Raw genomic sequence first — 19,926 nt, 5'->3', positions numbered from 1 at the left:
TGGGCTTTGGGTGGGGGGCATGATGAGGCTCGCAGCCGCAATTCCTCCCCCGCAAAGGGGAGGTGGCACGCCGAAGGCGTGACGGAGGGGGAGGACAGGGCGGGAGAGTAGCAATTAAGCTCCCGCCCCATCCTCCCCCTCCACCACTCGGCTGGCGCCGAGCGGTCCCCCTCCCCCTTGCGGGGGAGGACTTTGCGTTACCCCTCCCGCGCCAACGCCTTCAGCCGGTACAGCGTATCGAGCGCCTCGCGCGGGGTCAGCGCATCGACGTCGAGCGACTCGACCTCGGCGCGGATCGCGTCGCACGTCTCCTCCTCCGCCACCTGCGCGGCGGCGAACAGCGGCAGGTCGTCGAGCCCCGCCGCCAGCCCGCCGGTCTTCGCCCGGCCCGCCTCCAGCTTCGCCAGCACCGCCTTGGCGCGCGCCACCGTCGCCGGCGGCATTCCCGCGAGCCGCGCCACCGCCAACCCGTAGCTCCGGTCCGCCGGCCCGGTGCTCAGCTCGTGGAGCAGCACCAGCTCGCCCTTCCACTCGCGCGCGCGAACGTGGTGCAGCGTCAGCGCTTCACAGCGCTCCGCCAGCCGGGTCAGCTCGTGGTAATGCGTCGCGAACAGGCAGCGGCAGCGATTGTCCTCGTGGATCGCCTCGACCACCGCCCAGGCGATGGCGAGCCCGTCATAGGTCGAGGTGCCGCGGCCGACCTCGTCGAGGATGACGAAGCTGTTCGGCGTCGCCTGCGCGAGGATCGCCGCGGTCTCGACCATCTCGACCATGAAGGTCGAACGACCCCGCGCGAGATTGTCCGACGCACCGACGCGGCTGAACAACCGGTCGACCATGCCGAGCGTCGCCTTGGTGGCGGGAACGTAGCTGCCGGTCTGCGCGAGCACCGCGATCAGCGCATTCTGGCGCAGGAAGGTCGACTTGCCGCCCATGTTCGGCCCCGTCACCAGCCACAGCCGCGAATCGGGGGTGAGCGTACAATCGTTGGCGACGAACCGGTCGCCCGATTTCGCCACCGCCGCCTCGACCACCGGATGCCGCCCGCCGACGACGTCGAAACAGGGATGGTCGGCGAGCGCCGGCCGCGCCCATTGTCCCTCCGCCGCCCGCTCGGCGAGCGCCGCGGCGACGTCGATCCGGGCAAGCGCGTCGGCGGTGGCGGCGATCGCCTCGCGATGCGCGAGTGCGGCGGCGGTCAGCTCCTCGAGATGCGCGGCCTCGGCGGCGAGCGCATGCGCGCCGGCCTGCGACACGCGTGCGGCGACCTCGTGCAGCGCCGGCGTGTTGAAGCGAACGACGCCCGCCAGCGTCTGGCGATGGGTGAAGCCGCTGTCGGGCTTCATCAGCGGATCGGCGGATCGCGCCGGCACCTCGACGTGATAGCCGAGCACGTTGTTGTGGCGGATCTTCAGCGTGGCGATGCCGGTCGCCGCCTTCATCTCGGCCTCCAGCGCGGCGATGGCGCGACGGCCGCCGGCGCCGGTGTCGCGCAATTCGTCGAGCGCGACGTCATAGCCCGCGGCGATATAACCGCCGTCGCTCGCCTCGATCGGCGGCGAGGGGACGAGCGCGCGCTTGAGCAGGTCGATCAGCGCGCCATGGCCGCGCAGTCGCGGCGCGACGCGATCGAGCAGCGCGAGCGGCGCATCGATCTGCGCCAGCCGCTCGCCGAGATGCCATGCCCCGTCGAGCCCGTCGCGAAGCTGCCCCAGATCGCGCGGCGACCCGCGTCCCGCCGCCAGCCGCCCGAGCGCCCGGCCAATATCGGGCAGCGCCCGCAGCGCCGCGCGGACCTGTTCGCGCTGGCCGGTGGCGTCATGGAAATGCTGGACGAGATCGAGCCGCGCGTCGATCGCCGCTCTGTCCATCAGCGGGGCGCCGAGGTCGCTCGCCAGCAGCCGCGCGCCGGCGCCCGTCACCGTGCGGTCGATACAGTCGAGCAGGCTGCCCTTGCGCTGGCCGCCGGTGGTGCAGGTCAGTTCGAGGCTGTCGCGCGTCGCCGCGTCGATCGCCATCGTCTCGGCGGCCTGGCTGAGCCGCGGCGGGCGCAGGAAGGGCAGGGCGCCCTTGGCGGTATGTTCGAGATAGGCGATCAGCCCGCCCGCCGCGGCGAGCCCGGCGCGGCTGAACTGGCCGAAGCCGTCGAGCGTCGCGACGCCGAACAGCGTCTTCAGCCGCGTCTCGCCGCTGCCGCTGTCGAACGTCTGCTTCGGCCGCAGCGTCGTCGCGGCGGCGGCCTGGTCCGAGGCTTCGGACGCCACCACCTCCGCCGCGCCGAGCCGCGCCAGCTCGGCACCGAGCGCGTCGATGGAACAGTCGATCACCTCGAACCGCCCGGTGGAGACGTCGGCGGCGGCGAGTGCCACCGCGCCCGCCGCCTCGCCGATCGCGACGCACCAATTGTCGCTGCGCGCATCGAGCAGCGCCTCCTCGGTCAGCGTGCCGGCGGTGACGACGCGGACGATGCCGCGCGATACCAGCGCCTTGTAGCCGCCGCGCGCCTTGGCCTCGGCGGGCGTCTCGGTCTGTTCGGCGATCGCGACGCGATGCCCGGCCTTGATGAGCCGTTGCAGATAGGCGGTGGCGGCATGGACCGGCACGCCGCACATCGGGATCTTCTCGCCGTCATGCTCGCCGCGCGAGGTCAGCGCGATATCGAGCACGCCGCTGGCGATCCGCGCGTCGTCGAAGAACAGTTCGAAGAAATCGCCCATGCGATAGAAGAGGAGGCAATCCTCCGCCTCGGCCTTGAGCGCGAGATATTGCGCCATCATCGGGGTGGGGGTGGTCATCGGGGAAGGGTCAATCCAGAAGACGGGCGCCGTGGCGGACGGAAAGGATGTGAACGGCCTCGTCCACGACGTGATAGCGAATGATATACGGCGGTACCGAGGTCAGCTCCCGTAGGCCGTCGCCCATCGGTCGTCCCCGTCGAGGAAAATCAACCAGGCTTTGCCCGAGAGCGATCAGACGGCCACCGGTTTTCACGGCAGCGCTCGGATCGAAACCTTTGATGTAGACAATGATCGCATCAAGCTCATCGAGCGCCTCTTGGCGCCAGATGACGCTAGCCATCCTGCTGCGCAAGCCATTCCGCGAAAGGCACCTGGCCCGGTTCCCCCCAGGTTCGCAACCATTCGCCGACCACGACATGATCGACGCCGTATCCGGACGCATAGCCAGCCTTCGCCCGAACGAAGTCGTCGCGCGTCGGTCGGCGCGCATTACGGGGCGGTATCTGTGCCTCGGGCGTCATGCCAGCAACATAACCCCTACCGCCGCGGGTTGAAAGCCCGGCCCGAACCGGTCAAGAGCCGTAGCGTCAGCCCGTCAGCGAGGTCCCATGTCCGACGAAGCGTCCGTCCAATTCTCCGAGCGCGAGGCGCTCCTGTTCCATTCCGAGGGACGGCCCGGCAAGATCGAGATCATCGCGTCCAAGCCGATGGCGACGCAGCGCGACCTCGCGCTCGCCTATTCGCCCGGCGTCGCGGTGCCGGTGCAGGCGATCGCCGACGATCCGGCGATGGCCTATGACTATACCGCCAAGGGCAATCTGGTCGCCGTCATCTCGAACGGCACCGCGATCCTCGGCATGGGCAATCTCGGCGCGCTCGCGTCCAAGCCGGTGATGGAGGGCAAGGCGGTGCTCTTCAAGCGCTTCGCCGACGTCGATTCGATCGACATCGAATTGAAGACCGAGGACGTCAACCGCTTCATCGACGCGGTCGAGCTGATGGAGCCGACCTTCGGCGGCATCAACCTCGAGGATATCAAGGCGCCCGAATGTTTCATCATCGAGCAGACGCTGCGCGAGCGGATGAACATCCCGGTCTTCCATGACGACCAGCACGGCACCGCGATCATCGCCTCGGCGGGGCTCATCAACGCCTGCCTGCTCACCGGCCGCCGCCTGTCGGACGTCAAGCTCGTCGTCAACGGCGCGGGCGCGGCGGCGATCGCCTGCACCGAGCTGATGAAGGCGATGGGCGTGCGCCACGACAACGTCATCATGTGCGACAAGACCGGCGTCATCTATCAGGGTCGCGACGACGTGAACCAGTGGCAGTCGGCGCATGCCGCCAACACCACCAAGCGCACGCTGACCGAGGCGCTGGAGGGCGCGGACGTGTTCCTCGGCCTGTCCGCCGCGGGCGCGCTCAAGCCCGAGATGGTCGAGCATATGGCGCCGTCGCCGATCATCTTCGCGATGGCCAATCCCGAGCCCGAGATCCGCCCCGAGCTCGCCAAGGCGGCGCGCCCCGATGCGATCGTCGCCACCGGCCGGTCGGACTATCCGAACCAGGTCAACAATGTGATCTGCTTCCCCTTCATCTTCCGCGGCGCGCTCGACGTGCGGGCCACCGGCATCAACGATGCGATGAAGATCGCCGCCGCCAATGCGATCGCCGAGCTCGCCCGCCAGCGCGTGCCCGAGGAAGTGGCGGTCGCCTATGGCGTGCAGCACAGCTTCGGCCCCGAATATATCATCCCGTCGCCGTTCGATCCGCGGCTGATGGAGCTGGTGCCGTCGGCGGTGGCCAAGGCGGCGATGGATTCGGGGGTGGCGATCAAGCCGATCCTCGACATGGACGCCTATCGCCAGACGCTGCGCGCGCGGCTCAACCCGACCACTTCGGTGCTCAGCCTCGCTTATGAGGGCGCGCGGGCGCGGCCGAAGCGCGTGCTGTTCGCCGAGGGCGAGGAAGAGGTAGTGCTGCGCGCCGCCATCTCGTTCAAGGAAGGCGGCTATGGCACGCCGGTGCTGGTCGGCCGCGACGACGTCTACGACCGGTTGAAGGCGCTCGGCGTCGCCAATCCGCAGGAGTATGAGGTCCACAACAGCCGGCATTCGCCGCTCGTCCCGAAGATGGTCGATTTCGTTTACAGCCGGCTGCAGCGCCGCGGCTATCTGCGCCGCGACGTCGAGCGGATGATCAACCAGGATCGCAACGTCTTCGGTGCGGCCTTGCTGCAACTGGGCGAGGCAGACGTGATGATCACCGGCATCACCCGCACTTGGGCCGAATCGATGCGGCAGGTGAAGCGCGTGATCGATCCCGAGGCGGGCCGCACCCCGTTCGGCATCCACGTCCTCGTCGGCCAGAGCCACACCGTCTTCATCGCTGACACGACGGTGAACGAACGGCCGACCGGCGAACAGCTCGCCGATTTCGCCGAACAGACCGCGCAGGTCGCGCGCCGCATGGGCCACGAACCGCGCGTCGCGATGCTGAGTTATTCGACCTTCGGCAACCCGAAGGGCGCGTGGGTCGACAATATCCGCGAGGCGGTGTCGGTGCTCGACGGGCGCAACGTCGGCTTCGAATATGAAGGCGAGATGCCGCCCGACGTCGCGCTCAACCCGCGCCAGCTCGCCAATTATCCGTTCGCGCGCCTCTCGGGTCCGGCGAACATCCTCATCATGCCCGGCCTGCAATCGGCGCATATCTCCGCCAAATTGCTGCGCGAACTGGGTGGCGACAGCGTCATCGGGCCGATGCTGATCGGCATGGAGAAGCCGGTACAGATCGCACCGATGACCTCGACCGCGAGCGAGCTGGTGACGCTGGCGGTGCTCGCCGCTGGCGGCATCGCGCGGTAATTGCGGGGCGGGGTGCGGCTCGGCCTCACCCTTTGCCGCCTTCGGCGTCTTTTCCCTCTCCCGCCGGGAGAGGGAAGGGGGCGCGGAGCGCCGGGAGGGTGAGGGTGATGCGCGTTGGTCGCGCCTAAGCGTCGATGCTCGTCCCCAGCGCGGCATGGACCAGCCCGCCGTCGACGGTAATCGTCTCGCCCACCACATAATCGCCCGCGCGGCTGGCGAGATAGATCGCCGCGCCCGCCATATCCTCGTCCACCCCGATCCGGCCCGCCGGGATACCGCGCGCGATCGCGTCGCCATGGTCGCGGGCGGCTTTGTTCATGTCGCTCGGGAAAGCGCCGGGTGCGATTGAAGTGACGTTGATGCCGTCGCGCACCAGCCGCGCCGCCATCCGCTTGGTGAGGAAGATCAGCGCCGACTTCGACGCATGATAGCTGTACGTCTCCCACGCATTGAGCCGCTGGCCGTCGATCGAGGTGATGTTGATGACCTTAGCGGGCCGCGCGCGCGACCCCGCCGCCTTGAGCAGCCCGTGCAGCGCCTGGGTCAGGAAGAAGGGGGATTTGACGTTGAGGTCCATCACCTTGTCCCAGCCGGCCTCCGAAAACTCCTCGAACGGCACGCCCCAAGCCGCGCCGGCATTGTTGACGAGGATGTCGAGCCGCTCCTCGCGCTCGGCGAGCTGCGAGGCGAGTGCCTTGCAGCCGGCGACGGTGCTGACGTCCTGCGGCAGCGCGATGCAATTCGGCCCGAGCTCGTCGGCCGCCGCCTCGCATATGTCGGCCTTGCGCGAGGAGATATAGACTTTGGCGCCCTGCGCGACGAAGCCCGCCGCGATCATCTTGCCGATGCCGCGGCTGCCGCCGGTGACCAGCGCGATCCGGCCGTCGAGCCGGAAGAGGGTGTTGGTGTCCATATGTCTCTCTCCCAAATGGATCGTCCCCGCTTTGAGGTGACGATGATTGTGTCTGCCCAGCCCGGGCCTCTGTCATCCCCGCGCAGGCGGGGATCCATAAACGCTGACGGCCCGGCTCAAGCGGGGACCGCGCGTCTGGATCCCCGCCTGCGCGGGGATGACGATGGAGGGGAGGGCGCCGTGCCGCCTCACAAACCTCACCCGCCGCGCTTGATCGTCTCGCGGGCGATGATGACCTGCTGGATCTGGCTGGTGCCTTCGTAGATGCGGAACAGGCGCACGTCGCGATACAGCCGCTCGATACCGTAATCGGCGATATAACCGGCGCCGCCGTAGATCTGCACCGCCTTGTCGGCGACGCGGCCGACCATCTCGCTGGCGAAATATTTCGCCGCCGCCGATTCGAGCACGACGTCGTCGCCGCGATCCTTCGCCGCTGCGGTCTCCATCACCATCGCCCGCGCGACCAAAGCCTCGGTCTTCATGTCGGCGATCATGCCCTGGATGAGCTGGTGGCTGGCGATCGGCTGGCCGAATTGCGTGCGGCTGCCGGCATAAGCGACGCTGTCCGCGATCAGTCGCTCGGCGACGCCGACGCAGACCGCGCTGATATGCAGCCGGCCGCGGTCGAGCACGCGCATCGCGATCTTGAACCCCTCGCCCTCCGCACCGAGCCGGTTGGCGACGGGGACGGGGACGTCGTCGAAATGCACGTCGGCGACCTTCGCGCCCTTCTGCCCCATCTTCTTCTCGGGCTCGCCGATCGTGATCCCCGGCAGGTCCTTCGGCACGAGAAAGGCGGAGACGCCGCGGCCGCCCTTCTCCTCACCGGTGCGTGCCATCACGGTGAAGAGCTGCGCACGATCGGCATTGGTGATGTAGCGCTTCGTCCCGGATAGCCGGTAGACGTCGCCGTCGCGGACCGCGCGCGTCTTCACCGATCCCGAATCGCTGCCGACATCGGGTTCGGTGAGCGCGAAGCTGGTGACGATCTCGCCGCTGGCGATCTTCGGCAGCCATTCGGCCTTCTGTTCGGCGCTGCCCGCCATCACCAGCCCCTGGCTGCCGATGCCGACGTTGGTGCCGAACGCCGAGCGGAAGGCGGGCGTCGTCCGCCCCATCTCGATCGCGACGCGGCATTCCTCGACCATGTTGAGGCCGAGCCCGCCATAATCCTCGGCGATCGACAGGCCGAACAGGCCCATGTCCTTCATCTCGGCGACGATCCCCTCGGGGATCGCGTCCGCCGCCTCGACCTCCGCCTCGAGCGGGCGGAGCCGTTCGGCGACGAACCGCCGCACGGTGTCGATCAGCGCATCGAAGGTTTCGGGATCGAGAGCCATGTCGCTTCCACTGCCATTTCGTTGCCCGAGAGGTAATGCGGAGTGGCGGGCGCTGCAAACCCGAAATTCTAAAAAGTACGGTTGCGCTCTTGGGCGAGGCCATACTGGATTGGTCGCAAGGGAGCCAAGCCCACCCCGTCACCCCGGACTTGTTCCGGGGTCCACCTTGCGGCGAGGAGAATGGCAGGAAGGGCAGCCGTGACGCTTGCGGCCCGGTGGACCCGGAACAAGTCCAGGGTGACGGTGTCCATGCGGTGACGGACCGAGCCTCACGATCCCGGTCTATCGATCGTCACCGCCGCGACCGCGCCGATAAAGGGCAGGAAATCAGCCCGATTCCGCACGTTGGGGCCGTTCATCCGCCATAAAGCGACAGGCCTTCGGACGCATTCCGTCGTCTCATCGGCGCCGCAACACCGTTCGTCTCTTATGGTTCCTGCGGCCATTGGAGATTTTCAAACCCCCGGCTAGCGACATCCTCGACGAACGGGTTTTGACCGGGGGGTCAGCAAATGATTGTGAAGACGTTGGCAGCGCGTTTTGCGCTGGTGTTCTCCTGCGCCCTGATGACGGCGACCCCTGCGTTCGCGCAGTTCTGGCAGTGTGCGCCTTATGCCCGCGAGATCTCCGGCATCGACCTGCACGGCAACGCCAATACCTGGTGGGGCCAGGCCGCTGGCCGCTACGAACGTGGCCATGCGCCCAAGGTCGGCGCGGTGCTCGCCTTCCAGTCGACCCGCCGCATGCGCGTCGGTCACGTCGCGATGGTGTCGCAGGTCGTCAGCGACCGCGAAGTGCTGCTGACCCACGCCAATTGGTCGCGCCCCGGCGGCATCGAGCGCAACGTCCGCGCGATCGACGTCTCGGCGGCAGGCGATTGGAGCGAGGTCAAGGTCTGGTACGGTCCCAACGGCGGTCTCGGCACGTCGAGCTATCCGACCAACGGCTTCATCTATTCGGGCCATGCCCCCGCCATCGATACCGATGCCGCTCCTGCGAGCGACGCCGCCGTCGACACCAGCATCATCGCGACCGCCGCCGCCGTGCCGGTGGTTCCGGTCGCGGGCCGGTAAGCAGGAAGTACGGGGCAGAGGTTCGCTCTCCCCAAGAAAGCCGTCATCCCCGCGAAGGCGGGGATCCATATACGCTGACGTATCCGCTCAAGCGGGGACCCGCGCGTCTGGATCCCCGCCTCCGCGGGGATGACGGTATGAGAGGGGCCGGTGCGTCTCGTTCGCCGGGATGACGGCGGGTCGGTCGCCTCTCAGGCCGCCCGGAACGTCATCGCCACGCCGTTCATGCAATAGCGCTTCCCGGTCGGCTTCGGTCCGTCGTCGAAGACATGGCCCAGATGGCCGCCGCAGCGGCTGCAATGCACTTCGGTGCGCTGCATCATCAGCGAGCCGTCGACCCGCGTTCCCACCGCGCGCGGCAGCGGCGCGTAGAAGCTCGGCCAGCCGGTGCCGCTCTCGAACTTGGTCTTCGACGAAAAGGCGGGCTGCGCACAGCCCTTGCACGCGAAGATGCCGGCGCGATGCTCGTCGTTGAGCGGGCTGCTGAACGGCCGTTCGGTGCTTTCGTGACGCAGCACCGCCCAGGCCTGATCGCCGAGCTTCTTGCGCCACGCGGCATCGCTCATCGCGACGGGGAAGCGCTCGGCGGCGGCGGCGGGCGCGCTGCGGCAGCCCCATAGCGCCGCCCCGGCGATACCGGCGGCGGCGAGCGACAGAAGCGAGCGGCGGGAAGGATCGTGAACCATTACCGGGATATAGATACCCCCACGGCACCCCGCATCCCCCGCCGGAGCAGGAACGTCGCGGGGGCGCAGGTCCCGCTACCCACCCACTCCGTCACCCCGGACTTGTTCCGGGGTCCATTCCGCGGCGGGGAGAACGGCTTGAGGCTCCAGCGACGGCCCTGCGGCCCGGTGGACCCCGGAACAAGTCCGGGGTGACGGGTCTATCGGGGTGATCGCCCGAGCCTCGCAACGCTGCCGGACGCGTCATCCGCCGGGGCCGGATCAGGCGCCGAGGCCGAAGCTGCGCATCACGCCGATATGATCCGACAGCCGGTCGCCGTCGGCGAGCGTTCCGAAGCTGCGCGTCAGCCCCTCGGCGGCGATCGTGCCGCGATAGGCGACGACGGTCTTGGCATGCGCGAGCGTCGGCGTCGGCGCGATCGCCCGGCACGAGGCGCCGCAGGCGGTCTCCGACGCGGCGATCGTCAGGCCGTCGCCGCCGACCAGCGCCTGCGCCAGATAGGCCTGGCGTGCGGGATCGTTGCCGACGTTGAAGTCGCCGGCGAGCACCACCGAGGCGCCGTCGCCGCCGACCGAATCGATGAACGACCGCAGCGCATCGGCCTGGCGCTGATAGGCGAACAGGCTGCGGTCGCTGCCGACGCCCGAGGCGGCACGCGCGTTGAGATGCGTGTCGACCACCACCAGCGGCGCGGTACGGCCGGGCACGCGCAGCGCCACCGCCAGCATCCCCTTGTTGGCGAGACAGTCGTAGCCCGCGCAGGCGAAGCGCGGATAGGCGACGCGCTTGGCCCAGACGATCGGATAGTCGGAGAAGATGGCGAGCCCGCTGTCCTCGCGCGCGCCCTCGGTCTCGCCATGCCACAGGCTGGCCTTGGCGAGGAAGGCGCGTTCGGCCGGCGTCGTCGCGGGCGCGCCCGCTTCGTCGGCGCTCGGGCCATAGGCGACGTAGCGGTACCCCGCATTGGTGCCGATCGCTTTCTGCGCGTCGCCGAACGCCTCCTGCACCGCGACCACCTGCGGCCCGTCGCCGCGATCGTGCATCGCGCGCAGCGCGGCGGCGATCGACGCGGCGGCGGCGCCGCGGCCATGGGTCAGCGGCCAGGGCAGGCCTTCGACATTGTAGGACAGCAAGGTGACGGGCCCGGCGGCGGGGGCGGCGTGGAGCACGTTGCGCTCCACCGCCATCACCGACTTGGGCTCGGCGAGACCGGTGACCAGCAGCACCGCCGCCAACATCACGACCCCAGGTATCCGCCGCATCGTCCCACTCCCCTCACGCTGGAACCTTCTCTAGGCTCGCGCGTGTGACGCGGTGACGTAGGCGCGATGACAAGCGCGTCATCTGCGCGAATATCCTCGTCCCGGGCCGGTGGCAGCCCGCCCCGGGCGACGCGATCAGCCCGTCCGGCGCTTCCAGAACGGCTTGGCGCTGCCCGATTGCAGCACGCCGCGCCGGAACAACCGCGCGCCGAGCGTGATGAAGATCGTCACCCACAGCAATTGCCACGCGATCGCCGCGACATGCGGCCACCATTCCGGCGAGGTCGCGGCGCGGCCCGCCATCGCGAACGGCGACGACAGCGGGAAGAGCTGCGCCGCGGTGGCGACCCAGCTGTCCGGGCGGCTGGTACCGGCGAGCGCCAGCGCCAGCATCCCCATCTGCACGATCGAGATCGGCAGCGCGAGCATCTGGATCTCGCGCGGCGTCGACGCCTGCGCGCCGACCACGAGGAAGGCCGAGCCGAGCAGCAGATAGGCCATCGTGAAATAGACGAGGAACAGCGCGACGAACGCCGGCATGCCGACCGCCGCCTGGATCGCCAGCGACGACGCCACCTCGGGCGGCAGCAGCATGCCGAGCCGCGAGATGATCGTCCCCCAGAACACCACGAACAGCACCGCGACCCCGAACATGCCGAGCAGCTTGCCGAGGAACACGCTCTCCAGCGGCACCGCGGCGGCGAGCACCTCGATCACCTTGTTGTTGCGCTCCTCGGCCATCGTGCCGACCACCTGGCTGGCGAGGAACAGGTTGAGCAGGAACACGCCGAACACCGCGAACGAGGCGGACTGGCGGCGATTGCCGGCGGAGCCGCGCGGCCGCTCGGTCGGCGTCTTGGTCGCGGCGATCCGCGGCGCCGCGCCGCCCAGCCGGTCCGCCGCGATCGTCTCGGCGGCGAGCAGCGCGAGATAATCCGCCGCCCGCCCGCCGCGCGGCCCGTACAGCACCTGCGGCCGGTCGAGCGGACCGTAGAGCACCGCGCTCGCCTCGAACGCGTCGCTGGCGAAGGCGGCGCGCGCCTGTGCGGCGGGGTCGCGATCGGGCCGCTGGGTGACGAGCACCGGCGGCGCCTCGTCATCGCGGCGGAAGGCGGTGCGCAGCCGCGTGTCCGCCGCCGCCATCGTCCGCGCCGTCGTATCGGGCAGGATCGCGACGATCCGCGACTTGTCGGCGCGGCTGTCCGCGACGCTAGCCGCACCGATGCCGCCGATCGCCGAGAAGGAGCCGAGCAGCACCGGCGCGAGCAGGAACAGCAGGAAGACCGGCGTGAACACGGTCGCGACGAAATCGCGCCGGGCGATGGTCAGCGCCTGGCGGAAGGTGCGAACCGCGTTGCTCATGCCGCGTCTCCTGCGTCGGCGGCCTTGCCGACGATGCGGACGAAGGCGTCGTGCAGCCCGGGCCGTTCGATCGACAGCCCGCCGATGCCATAACCGCGGTCGATCAGCGTCACCAGCAACCCCTCGATCCCCTCTGCCGGCAGCTGGAAGCGCCAGCCGGCCCCGTCCGGCACCGCGTCATGCGGCAGCACGTCGGCGATGGCGGCATCGGGCCGCGTTGGCAGATAGCGCACCCGGCTCGGCAGCGTGCCACGCGCATCGTCCACCGTCCCCTCAAACCGCCGCTTGCCCCCGGCGATGATCGCCAGCCGGTCGCAGACGCGTTCGGCATGCGCCATGATATGCGTCGAGAACAGCACCGTCGCGCCGCGGTCGCGCTCGGTGAGGATCAGCGCCTCCAGCTTCTCCTGATTGACCGGGTCGAGCCCCGAAAAGGGTTCGTCGAGCACCAGCAGATCGGGGCGATGCACCACCGAGCCGAGCAATTGCACCAATTGCGCCATGCCCTTGGACAGTTTCTTGATCTTCTCGTCGACCGCATGGCCGAGTCCTGCCGCCTCCATCAGCTCGGCGGCGCGCGTGCGCCCGGTGCGCCGGTCGAGCCCGCGCAACGCGCCCATGAAGGCGATCGCGTCGCGCGCCTTCATCGACGGATACAGGCCGCGTTCCTCTGGCAGATAGCCGACGCGGTCGCTCGCCTCGCGCGGCGCGAAATGGCCGAGCACCGAACGGCGCCCCTCGTCGGGCTCGATAATCCCGAGCAAGGTGCGCAGCGTCGTCGTCTTGCCCGCGCCATTGGGGCCGAGCACGCCGTAGATCGCACCGCGCGGCACTGCGAGATCGATGCCGTCGACGACGCGCCGTTCGCCGAAGCGCTTCACCAGATGCTCGGCGAACACCGCCAGATCGTCAGCCAAACACCCGTCCCCCGTCCGCCCCAGGCTGCGCCACCCATCCCGAACGGGATGCGTGTGTTGCCGTGGCGCTTGTGGTAGCGGGCGGACGTGTCCCAACACAAGCAGCAAGCCGAAATCGAACACCGGATCAAGGCGAAGGCGGCCGAACTCGGCTTCGTCGCCTGCGGCTTCGCGCGCGCCGACGCGGCGCCGCGCACCGCCGGGCGGCTGCGCGAGTGGCTGGACGAAGGCCGTCACGGCGACATGATCTGGATGGAGGAGCGCGCGCATCATCGCGGCTCGCCCACCGGATTGTGGCCCGAGGTGCGCAGCATCGTCGCGCTCGGCATGAGCTACGCCCCGGCCGCCGATCCGCTGCGGCTGGCGGGGGAGGGGGAGCGCGGCCGCATCTCGGTCTATGCGCAGGGCGGCGATTACCACGACGTCGTCAAGAAGGCGCTGAAGGCGCTCGGCCGCTGGCTGGCGCAGGAGGCGGGCTGCGACCTCAAGGTGTTCGTCGACACCGCGCCGGTGATGGAGAAGCCGCTCAGCGAGGCGGCGGGGCTCGGCTGGCAGGGCAAACACACCAATCTGGTCAGCCGCGCGCATGGCAGCTGGCTGTTCCTCGGCGCGATCTACACGACGCTGGACCTGACGCCCGACGTGCCCGGCCGCGACAGTTGCGGTTCGTGCGACGCCTGCCAGCGCGCCTGCCCGACCGATGCCTTTCCCACGCCCTACCGGCTCGATGCGCGGCGGTGCATCTCCTATCTGACGATCGAGCATGCCGGCCCGATCCCGCATGAATTCCGCGCCGCGATCGGCAACCGCATCTACGGCTGCGACGATTGCCTCGCGGTCTGCCCGTGGAACAAGTTCGCGGCGACGGCGGCGGCCAACATGGCCTTCCAGCCTCGCGCGGAACTGACCGTACCCGCGCTCGCCGACCTGCTCGCGCTCGACGACGCCGACTTCCGCCAGGTCTTCGCCGGTTCGCCGATCAAACGCATCGGCCGCAACCGCATGGTCCGCAACGCCGCCATCGCGGCGGGCAACAGCGGTGCGCCGGCATTGCTGCCGGTGCTGGAGCGACTGCGCGACGATGCCGACCCGGTGGTGGCGGAGGCGGCGGGCTGGGCGGTGGATCGACTGCGATAATCGTCGGTCGATTACGATGGCCGTCTTGCCAGAATGACGCGAAACATGGCGACGCCCCGTACAGGGCGAACCGGTCATCTCGGCGTCGACGACAGCGACATTGTAACTGCCGCTGTCGGGAATAGTATCTATCGTCAGACTGGCATCCGGTCGAACAGCCTGCCGCGCGAGCGAGCAAGAGGTCGGGTAGGCCTACACAGATCAATGTGCTTTGGGAAATGCAGCCGTGCCCGCAGTCTGTCCGGGCGAAAGCAGCGCGCCCGGCAATGCAATCAACATGGTCCACCCGCCTCTCTGAATGAGGCGAGACGCGAGCATTGAAAAGGTCGTTACCAATCTTGCTCAGTCTCGAATTTGATCCGATATCAAGATACCTTTGAAAATCATGGTGTTGTGTCAGTGAGTTGACTCTCGTGGCACCAATGGATATTTCACTGTTGTTGCGTAGAGCGGGGCGGGCAAGTGCGTATCGGGCGGATAGTGCCGGTGCTGGTAACTTTGGCGCTCGTGAGCGGCGACGCCGCCGCGCAAGAGCTGCCGAAGCCGCTGGCGCCGAGCTCCAAGTGGCAGATCGACTATGCGTCCGGCGACTGCCGGCTGATCCGCAGTTTCGGTGAAGGCCGGCATCTGGTCACCCTGCAATTCGCCCGCGCCAACGATATCGACGAACTCGTGATGGCGCTCGGCGGCCGGGAAATGCCGACCACGCGGGAAGAGGTTCCCGTGGCGGTCGGTACCTCCACTGTCGCGCAGGTGCCGGGCATGCATGCGCGGGGTTTTGCCACGGACGATCACCTGCTTGGCAGCATCCGGTTCCACACGGACGTCGATCTTCCCAAGGCGCTGCGCAGCGACGTGAGCCAAGGCAAGCCGACGGTTCTGAGCGTAGCCTTCGTCCGCGGCTACCGGTTGGCGCTCGACCTTGGCATGATGAAGGCTCCGCTCGCGGCGCTCGACGCCTGCGCCGATGATCTGGTGAAGGGATGGGGCGTGGATCTTGCACAGATGCGGCGGCAGCGATCGGCGCCAGAACCGGCGAACGACGTCTCGCGCTGGTTCAGGTCGTCGGATTATCCCGAGAAGCAGGGACATCAAGGCGCCGGCGGCCTCGTCGGAATCCGGCTGGTCATCGGAGTCGATGGCGCGGTGACGAAGTGCGAGGTCTATATGTCCGGGGGAGACAAGACTTTCGAGGAGACCACCTGCCGGCTGGTGATGGAACGGGCCCGATTTCGGCCGGCGATCGGTGCGGACGGCCGTCCGATCGCCTCGCTATGGGCACGCCGGGTCAATTGGCGGCCGGGCGATCTATCCTTCACCGTGCAGTAACGACGGCCCGGGCAATTGCAATGATCCCGGCATAACTACTTGTTTACTAAAGGAAAAATGATCGCGCTGTCCTACATATGGTCGATACGGTAACAGGCGGGCAATCGACCCGCTCTGTCTCATTAGTGCAGAAACGGAAACGATAGGGGGTGATCGTTTCCATTAAGGTGTTCAACTTGTCCACGTTGAACGCATGCTGACCTATTTTCCGCCGTCGCGTCGGACCAGCGCGGCGACGCAGCTCGCGCGGTCGATCGTGCTGCCGTCGGGCTCGCGCGCGTCGAGATAGGTGACGCGCGGCGCCTCCGATCCCTTGGGATAGAGATAGGCGTCGAGCACGCAGATCGGCCCGGCGAACTGGAGCTTGCGCGCGGCGCCCTCGCGGATGTCGGCGTCGGGCTTGCCGAACAGCGTCACCAGCCCCGCTTCGTCCTGGCCGATCACGCGTTCCAGGCCGGCGCTGGTATAGGGGACGACCGGGCGGCTCGTCACCGCCGGCGCGACCGCGCCCGGCGCGGCGCAGGCGCCCGCCAACAGCGCCAGTGCCAATGCCGCCAGTGCCTTCATGCGCGCGTCCCCCGTCGCGACGCATGGAACAGATGCGTCGCCATCGCCGCGCCGAGGATCGGCGCGACCAGATTGACGAGCGGAACCACGAACAGCCCGGTGCCGACAAGCCCCAGCACGAACCGTTGCGCCCGCGTCGCCTCGCGCCAGCCCCGCATCGTCGCATCGTCCATATGGCGGCTCGCCACCATCTCGCCGAGGTCACGGCCGAGCAGCAGCGCGTTGACGAGGAAGAAGGCGATCGCCGGCCCGACCGCGGTGAACAGCAGCGCGAGATAGACGGGCACCATCAGCAGGTTGACCGCGACCGCCCGCCCCGCCGAGCCGAGCCCCATGCGCAGCGACCGGGCGAGGCGCACCGGGCGCGCGGCGGCGTGCGCGGCGGGATAATGGCGCGCCTCGACCGCGGCGACCACCTCGTCGCCGAACACGCCGAGCACCGCGACCGCAATGACCCGGAACAGCAGCCACGCGCCGAGCACGATCAGCACCACTGCCGCCGCGCCGGCAAGGCCGTCGCCCCATGCGCCGACCCATGCCGCAAGCAGCGCGCGCAGGCCGAGGTAGAGCGCGACGCCCAGCGCGGCGAAGATCGCCAGCGTCACCAGCAGCGACTTGCCGAGCACGCGCAGGATGGCGGGCTCGCCGAGCTGGCCGATCGAGAGGGTGAGGGCGCGCAGCATCGTGCCGGGTTGGCTTGCGGGGGCGGGCGCGTCAACCACCGCCACGTTGCGTGGGGGGCGTGCCGGCCCTAGGGACGGCCTTTACGTTTTCCCCGGAGCTATATCCTTGTCCCAGCCCAAATATGACGTGGTCGCGATCGGCAATGCGATCGTCGACGTGCTTTCCCAGGCCGACGACGCCTTCATCGAGTCGATCGGCGTCGCCAAGGGCTCGATGCAATTGATGTTCTCGCCCGAGGATGCCGATGCGCTCTACGCCAAGATGGGTCCGGGCCGCGAAGTGTCGGGCGGATCGGCGGCGAACACTGTCGCGGGGATCGCGGCGCTCGGTGGCCGCACGGCGTTCATCGGCCAGGTCGCCGACGACCAGCTCGGCGAGGTCTTCGCGCACGACATCCGCGCCGCCGGCGTCGATTTCGCCACCGCGGTCCGCCCCGGCCAGCCGACCACCGCACGCTGCCTGATCTTCGTGACGCCCGACGGCCAGAGGACGATGAACACCTATCTCGGCGCATCGCAATTCCTGCCCGAGGCGGCGCTCGACCTGTCGGTGATCGAGGATGCGGCGATCCTGTATCTCGAAGGCTATCTGTGGGACCCCGAGGAGCCCCGTGCGGCGATGCGCGCGGCGATCGAGGCGGCGCGCAAGGCGGCCCGCAAGGTCGCCTTCACGCTGTCCGACGTGTTCTGCATCGGCCGCCACGGCGGCGACTTCCGCCAACTCATCGCCGACGGCCTGATCGACATCCTGTTCGCCAATGAGGGCGAACTGACCGCACTCGCCGAGACCGAGGATTTCGACGCGGCGGTCGCCAAGCTGTCGGCGCAGGTGCCGACGCTGGTGGTGACGCGCGGCGCGCATGGCGCCTGCGCGATCCAGCACGGCAGCCGCGCCGAAGTCACCGCCGAGCCGATCGACAAGGTCGTCGACACGACCGGTGCGGGCGACCTGTTCGCGGCGGGCTTCCTCCACGGCCAGGCGCAGGGCAAGGGGCTGGAAGCATCGCTCAAGCTCGGCGCGATCTGCGCGGCGGAAATCATCAGCCACTTCGGCGCCCGCCCCAACGTCGACATGAAGGCGCTCGCCGCCGCCAAGCTCGGCTGAGCCACGTCCCCCTCTCCCGCCGGGAGAGGGGGTATTCCCGCCGCGGGGGCGATCCTCACCAGCATCAACGGTACGAGACGAACCCGCCCGACGCGCGACCTCTCCCCGAAGATGTGGTGGCCGCGGCGGCGGCCCGCTCCCATTCTGCCGTTTAGGAAAACGGGCCATGCGCCCCGGACGCGACCTCTTCGCGTCTTCGCGTCTTCGCGCGCACGAAAAAGGCCGGGGGATCGCTCCCCCGGCCCCATGAAAAGCCTGTACCCGGATCAGTCGAGCGGCTTCGCCCGCTCCGGCTGCATCGCCGGATCGTCGACGGTGTCGAAGATCCCGCGGCCGACGTACGACCGGCTGCGGCTGTAGCCGAAATAGATCACCAGCCCGATGAGGCCCCAGATGGGCAGCACCAGCTTTGCGGTCAGCGGCAGCGAGAGATAGAGGCCGACGCAGCCGATGATCGCGAGCGGCGCGACGATATAGACCGCCGGCGTGCGGAACGGCCGCTTGCGGCCCGGATCGGTCTTGCGGAGCACCATCACCGATACCGCCACCATGAAAAAGGCGAACAGCGTCCCCGCGTTGGAATAATCGGCGAGCTTGCCGACCGGCAACACCGCCGCCGCGATCGCCGCGGCGATGCCGGTGACGACCGTGACGACGTGCGGGGTCCGGAACTTCGGATGCACCGACGCCAGCTTCTCGGGAAGCAGGCCATCGCGTGCCATGGTGAAGAAGATGCGCGTTTGGCCGAACATCATCATCAAAACCACCGAGGGCAGCGCCAGCACCGCGGCGAGACCGACGAGACGGCCGATCGCCGGCCAGCCGATCGTGTCGAGGACGTGGACGAGCGCCTCCTTCGAACAGACCAGGGGTTCGGTGACGCCGGTGGCGACGATGCTGGCGCAGCGGCCGGCCATCTCCGCCGAGCCCGGTGCGAGCACCTGTCCGGCGGTGGTCACCGGCTGTGCGCCGATTGCGCCGATCGCGCCGCTGGCGACGAGCAGGTAGAAGATGGTGCAGATCACGAGGCTGCCGATCAGCCCGATCGGCACGTTGCGCTGCGGGTTCTTGGTCTCCTCGGCGGCGGTCGAGACCGCGTCGAAGCCGACATAGGCGAAGAAGATCGAGGCCGCCGCGCCGAACACGCCGACGCCGCCGGTCGGCAGGAATGGGTCGAAATTGGTCGCCTTGGCGACGGGGATGGTCAGCGCGACGAAGGCGGTGAGCGCGGCGATCTTGATGAGCACCAGCACCGAATTGACGCGCGCGCTCTCGGTCGTGCCGATGATGAGCAGCCAGGTGACGAAGCCGACGACGATCACCGCGGGGACGTTGACCCAGCCGCCGACCGCCATCGCGGTCTGCAGATCGACGTTCGGGGTTGCGCCGAAGGCGATCTGCATATGCGCCATCAGCGCATCGGCGTTGCTGATCGATGCGGGGAAGGCGACGCCGAGACCGCGCAGCAGCCCGACCGCATGGTTCGACCAGCCGACCGCGACCGCGCTCGCGCCGACCGCATATTCGAGGATCAATGCCCAGCCGACCATCCAGGCGAGGATCTCACCGACGACGGCATAGGAATAGGTATAGGCCGAGCCCGACACCGGCACCATCGAGGCCAGCTCGGAATAGCAGAGCGCCGCGACCGCGCAGACGAAGCCGGCGACGACGAACGACAGCAACATGCCCGGGCCGGCCTTCTGCGCGGCCTCGGAGGTGAGAACGAAGATGCCGGTGCCGATGACGGCGCCGATTCCCAACATGGTCAGCTGGAACGCGCCGAGCGAGCGGTGCAGCCCGCGTTTTTCGGCGGTGGCGAGAATGGCGTCGAGTGGTTTGACGCGCCCGAAAATCATGCAGCTCTTCCCCCCATATGCGCACGGTCGTTGATCGCCGCCGCATGGTGAAGCGACCGATGCTAACCCCAAATGGGACAGGTG

The 19,926-nt window shown here is 68.6% G+C and carries 17 protein-coding genes; 5 read left to right on the top strand and 12 right to left on the bottom strand.

The genetic code is table 11. The features are described 5' to 3' along the window. Window positions 1–197: 197 nt before the first annotated feature. The 3 genes from mutS to MC45_RS10895 are packed head-to-tail and all read right to left on the bottom strand — an operon-like array spanning window position 198 to window position 3,259. Window positions 198–2,777: a DNA mismatch repair protein MutS gene (mutS, locus tag MC45_RS10905; RefSeq protein WP_038662947.1), complete on the bottom strand. Its 2,580-nt coding sequence runs from the start codon at window positions 2,775–2,777 to the stop codon at window positions 198–200. Between the two features lie 28 nt (window positions 2,778–2,805). Next, window positions 2,806–3,078, bottom strand: a complete 273-nt coding sequence (locus MC45_RS10900) for a type II toxin-antitoxin system RelE/ParE family toxin (protein ID WP_038662943.1) — start codon at window positions 3,076–3,078, stop codon at window positions 2,806–2,808. Continuing rightward, complete coding sequence (locus MC45_RS10895; protein WP_038662940.1) at window positions 3,071–3,259, bottom strand: hypothetical protein; 189 nt, start codon at window positions 3,257–3,259, stop codon at window positions 3,071–3,073. The genes MC45_RS10900 and MC45_RS10895 overlap by 8 nt, the downstream gene beginning before the upstream one ends. A gap of 87 nt (window positions 3,260–3,346) precedes the next feature. Between MC45_RS10895 and MC45_RS10890 the strand changes: the two genes are divergently transcribed. Then, the gene (locus MC45_RS10890; RefSeq protein ID WP_038662938.1) at window positions 3,347–5,605 is read left to right on the top strand and encodes an NADP-dependent malic enzyme; all 2,259 of its coding nucleotides are present in this window, start codon (window positions 3,347–3,349) and stop codon (window positions 5,603–5,605) included. 124 nt (window positions 5,606–5,729) lie between these two features. On the opposite strand, the gene MC45_RS10885 is transcribed toward MC45_RS10890, so the two are convergent. Further along, window positions 5,730–6,518, bottom strand: coding sequence for an SDR family oxidoreductase (locus MC45_RS10885; protein ID WP_038662935.1), 789 nt, complete (start codon window positions 6,516–6,518; stop codon window positions 5,730–5,732). A gap of 197 nt (window positions 6,519–6,715) precedes the next feature. After that, complete coding sequence (locus MC45_RS10880) at window positions 6,716–7,861, bottom strand: acyl-CoA dehydrogenase family protein (protein WP_038662932.1); 1,146 nt, start codon at window positions 7,859–7,861, stop codon at window positions 6,716–6,718. A gap of 512 nt (window positions 7,862–8,373) precedes the next feature. On the opposite strand from MC45_RS10880, the gene MC45_RS10870 reads away from it, so the two are divergent. Continuing rightward, the gene (locus MC45_RS10870) at window positions 8,374–8,934 is read left to right on the top strand and encodes a CHAP domain-containing protein (RefSeq protein WP_038662926.1); all 561 of its coding nucleotides are present in this window, start codon (window positions 8,374–8,376) and stop codon (window positions 8,932–8,934) included. Between the two features lie 191 nt (window positions 8,935–9,125). Here the strand turns inward: MC45_RS10870 and msrB are convergent, their stop codons facing one another. From msrB to MC45_RS10850, 4 genes are all read right to left on the bottom strand, one after another. Next, the gene (msrB, locus tag MC45_RS10865) at window positions 9,126–9,620 is read right to left on the bottom strand and encodes a peptide-methionine (R)-S-oxide reductase MsrB (RefSeq protein ID WP_038662923.1); all 495 of its coding nucleotides are present in this window, start codon (window positions 9,618–9,620) and stop codon (window positions 9,126–9,128) included. 261 nt (window positions 9,621–9,881) lie between these two features. Beyond that, on the bottom strand, window positions 9,882–10,859 hold the full coding sequence (locus tag MC45_RS10860) for an endonuclease/exonuclease/phosphatase family protein (protein WP_052075625.1): 978 nt from the start codon (window positions 10,857–10,859) through the stop codon (window positions 9,882–9,884). Between the two features lie 159 nt (window positions 10,860–11,018). Next, window positions 11,019–12,245, bottom strand: a complete 1,227-nt coding sequence (locus tag MC45_RS10855) for an ABC transporter permease (protein ID WP_038662919.1) — start codon at window positions 12,243–12,245, stop codon at window positions 11,019–11,021. Continuing rightward, a complete protein-coding gene (locus tag MC45_RS10850; RefSeq protein WP_038662916.1) occupies window positions 12,242–13,162 on the bottom strand; it encodes an ABC transporter ATP-binding protein in 921 nt (306 codons plus the stop codon). Before MC45_RS10850 ends, MC45_RS10855 begins: the two co-directional genes overlap by 4 nt. Before the next feature lie 87 nt (window positions 13,163–13,249). Here MC45_RS10850 and queG point away from each other — a divergent pair, with 87 nt between their 5' ends. Together queG and MC45_RS18615 are read left to right on the top strand one after the other, a co-directional pair. Further along, window positions 13,250–14,299 (top strand): tRNA epoxyqueuosine(34) reductase QueG, encoded by a 1,050-nt coding sequence (queG, locus tag MC45_RS10845; RefSeq protein ID WP_038662913.1) that lies wholly within the window; start codon window positions 13,250–13,252, stop codon window positions 14,297–14,299. Window positions 14,300–14,779: 480 nt separating this feature from the next. Further along, window positions 14,780–15,628, top strand: a complete 849-nt coding sequence (locus MC45_RS18615) for an energy transducer TonB (RefSeq protein ID WP_156143821.1) — start codon at window positions 14,780–14,782, stop codon at window positions 15,626–15,628. 201 nt (window positions 15,629–15,829) lie between these two features. Here the strand turns inward: MC45_RS18615 and MC45_RS10835 are convergent, their stop codons facing one another. Then, window positions 15,830–16,195 (bottom strand): hypothetical protein, encoded by a 366-nt coding sequence (locus tag MC45_RS10835; RefSeq protein WP_038662910.1) that lies wholly within the window; start codon window positions 16,193–16,195, stop codon window positions 15,830–15,832. Then, entirely contained in the window at window positions 16,192–16,878 is a 687-nt protein-coding gene (locus MC45_RS10830; protein WP_038662907.1) for an EI24 domain-containing protein, read from the bottom strand. Before MC45_RS10830 ends, MC45_RS10835 begins: the two co-directional genes overlap by 4 nt. A gap of 106 nt (window positions 16,879–16,984) precedes the next feature. Between MC45_RS10830 and MC45_RS10825 the strand changes: the two genes are divergently transcribed. After that, a complete protein-coding gene (locus MC45_RS10825) occupies window positions 16,985–17,983 on the top strand; it encodes an adenosine kinase (RefSeq protein ID WP_038662904.1) in 999 nt (332 codons plus the stop codon). A gap of 266 nt (window positions 17,984–18,249) precedes the next feature. On the opposite strand, the gene MC45_RS10820 is transcribed toward MC45_RS10825, so the two are convergent. Beyond that, window positions 18,250–19,842, bottom strand: coding sequence for an amino acid permease (locus MC45_RS10820; RefSeq protein ID WP_038662902.1), 1,593 nt, complete (start codon window positions 19,840–19,842; stop codon window positions 18,250–18,252). Window positions 19,843–19,926 lie beyond the last annotated feature (84 nt).

This window comes from Sphingomonas taxi, from assembly GCF_000764535.1.
Lineage (GTDB): Bacteria > Pseudomonadota > Alphaproteobacteria > Sphingomonadales > Sphingomonadaceae > Sphingomonas > Sphingomonas taxi.
Note: the sequence above shows the minus strand (reverse complement) of the source record. Positions and strands in the feature narration are given on the sequence as shown.

Bases quoted from the DNA above. Each gene is read 5' to 3' on its own strand.
- mutS (WP_038662947.1), bottom strand. From the start codon at position 2,777: ATGATGGCGCAATATCTCGCGCTCAAGGCCGAGGCGGAGGATTGCCTC.
- MC45_RS10900 (WP_038662943.1), bottom strand. From the start codon at position 3,078: ATGGCTAGCGTCATCTGGCGCCAAGAGGCGCTCGATGAGCTTGATGCG.
- MC45_RS10895 (WP_038662940.1), bottom strand. From the start codon at position 3,259: ATGACGCCCGAGGCACAGATACCGCCCCGTAATGCGCGCCGACCGACG.
- MC45_RS10890 (WP_038662938.1), top strand. From the start codon at position 3,347: ATGTCCGACGAAGCGTCCGTCCAATTCTCCGAGCGCGAGGCGCTCCTG.
- MC45_RS10885 (WP_038662935.1), bottom strand. From the start codon at position 6,518: ATGGACACCAACACCCTCTTCCGGCTCGACGGCCGGATCGCGCTGGTC.
- MC45_RS10880 (WP_038662932.1), bottom strand. From the start codon at position 7,861: ATGGCTCTCGATCCCGAAACCTTCGATGCGCTGATCGACACCGTGCGG.
- MC45_RS10870 (WP_038662926.1), top strand. From the start codon at position 8,374: ATGATTGTGAAGACGTTGGCAGCGCGTTTTGCGCTGGTGTTCTCCTGC.
- msrB (WP_038662923.1), bottom strand. From the start codon at position 9,620: ATGGTTCACGATCCTTCCCGCCGCTCGCTTCTGTCGCTCGCCGCCGCC.
- MC45_RS10860 (WP_052075625.1), bottom strand. From the start codon at position 10,859: ATGTTGGCGGCGGTGCTGCTGGTCACCGGTCTCGCCGAGCCCAAGTCG.
- MC45_RS10855 (WP_038662919.1), bottom strand. From the start codon at position 12,245: ATGAGCAACGCGGTTCGCACCTTCCGCCAGGCGCTGACCATCGCCCGG.
- MC45_RS10835 (WP_038662910.1), bottom strand. From the start codon at position 16,195: ATGAAGGCACTGGCGGCATTGGCACTGGCGCTGTTGGCGGGCGCCTGC.
- MC45_RS10830 (WP_038662907.1), bottom strand. From the start codon at position 16,878: ATGCTGCGCGCCCTCACCCTCTCGATCGGCCAGCTCGGCGAGCCCGCC.
- MC45_RS10820 (WP_038662902.1), bottom strand. From the start codon at position 19,842: ATGATTTTCGGGCGCGTCAAACCACTCGACGCCATTCTCGCCACCGCC.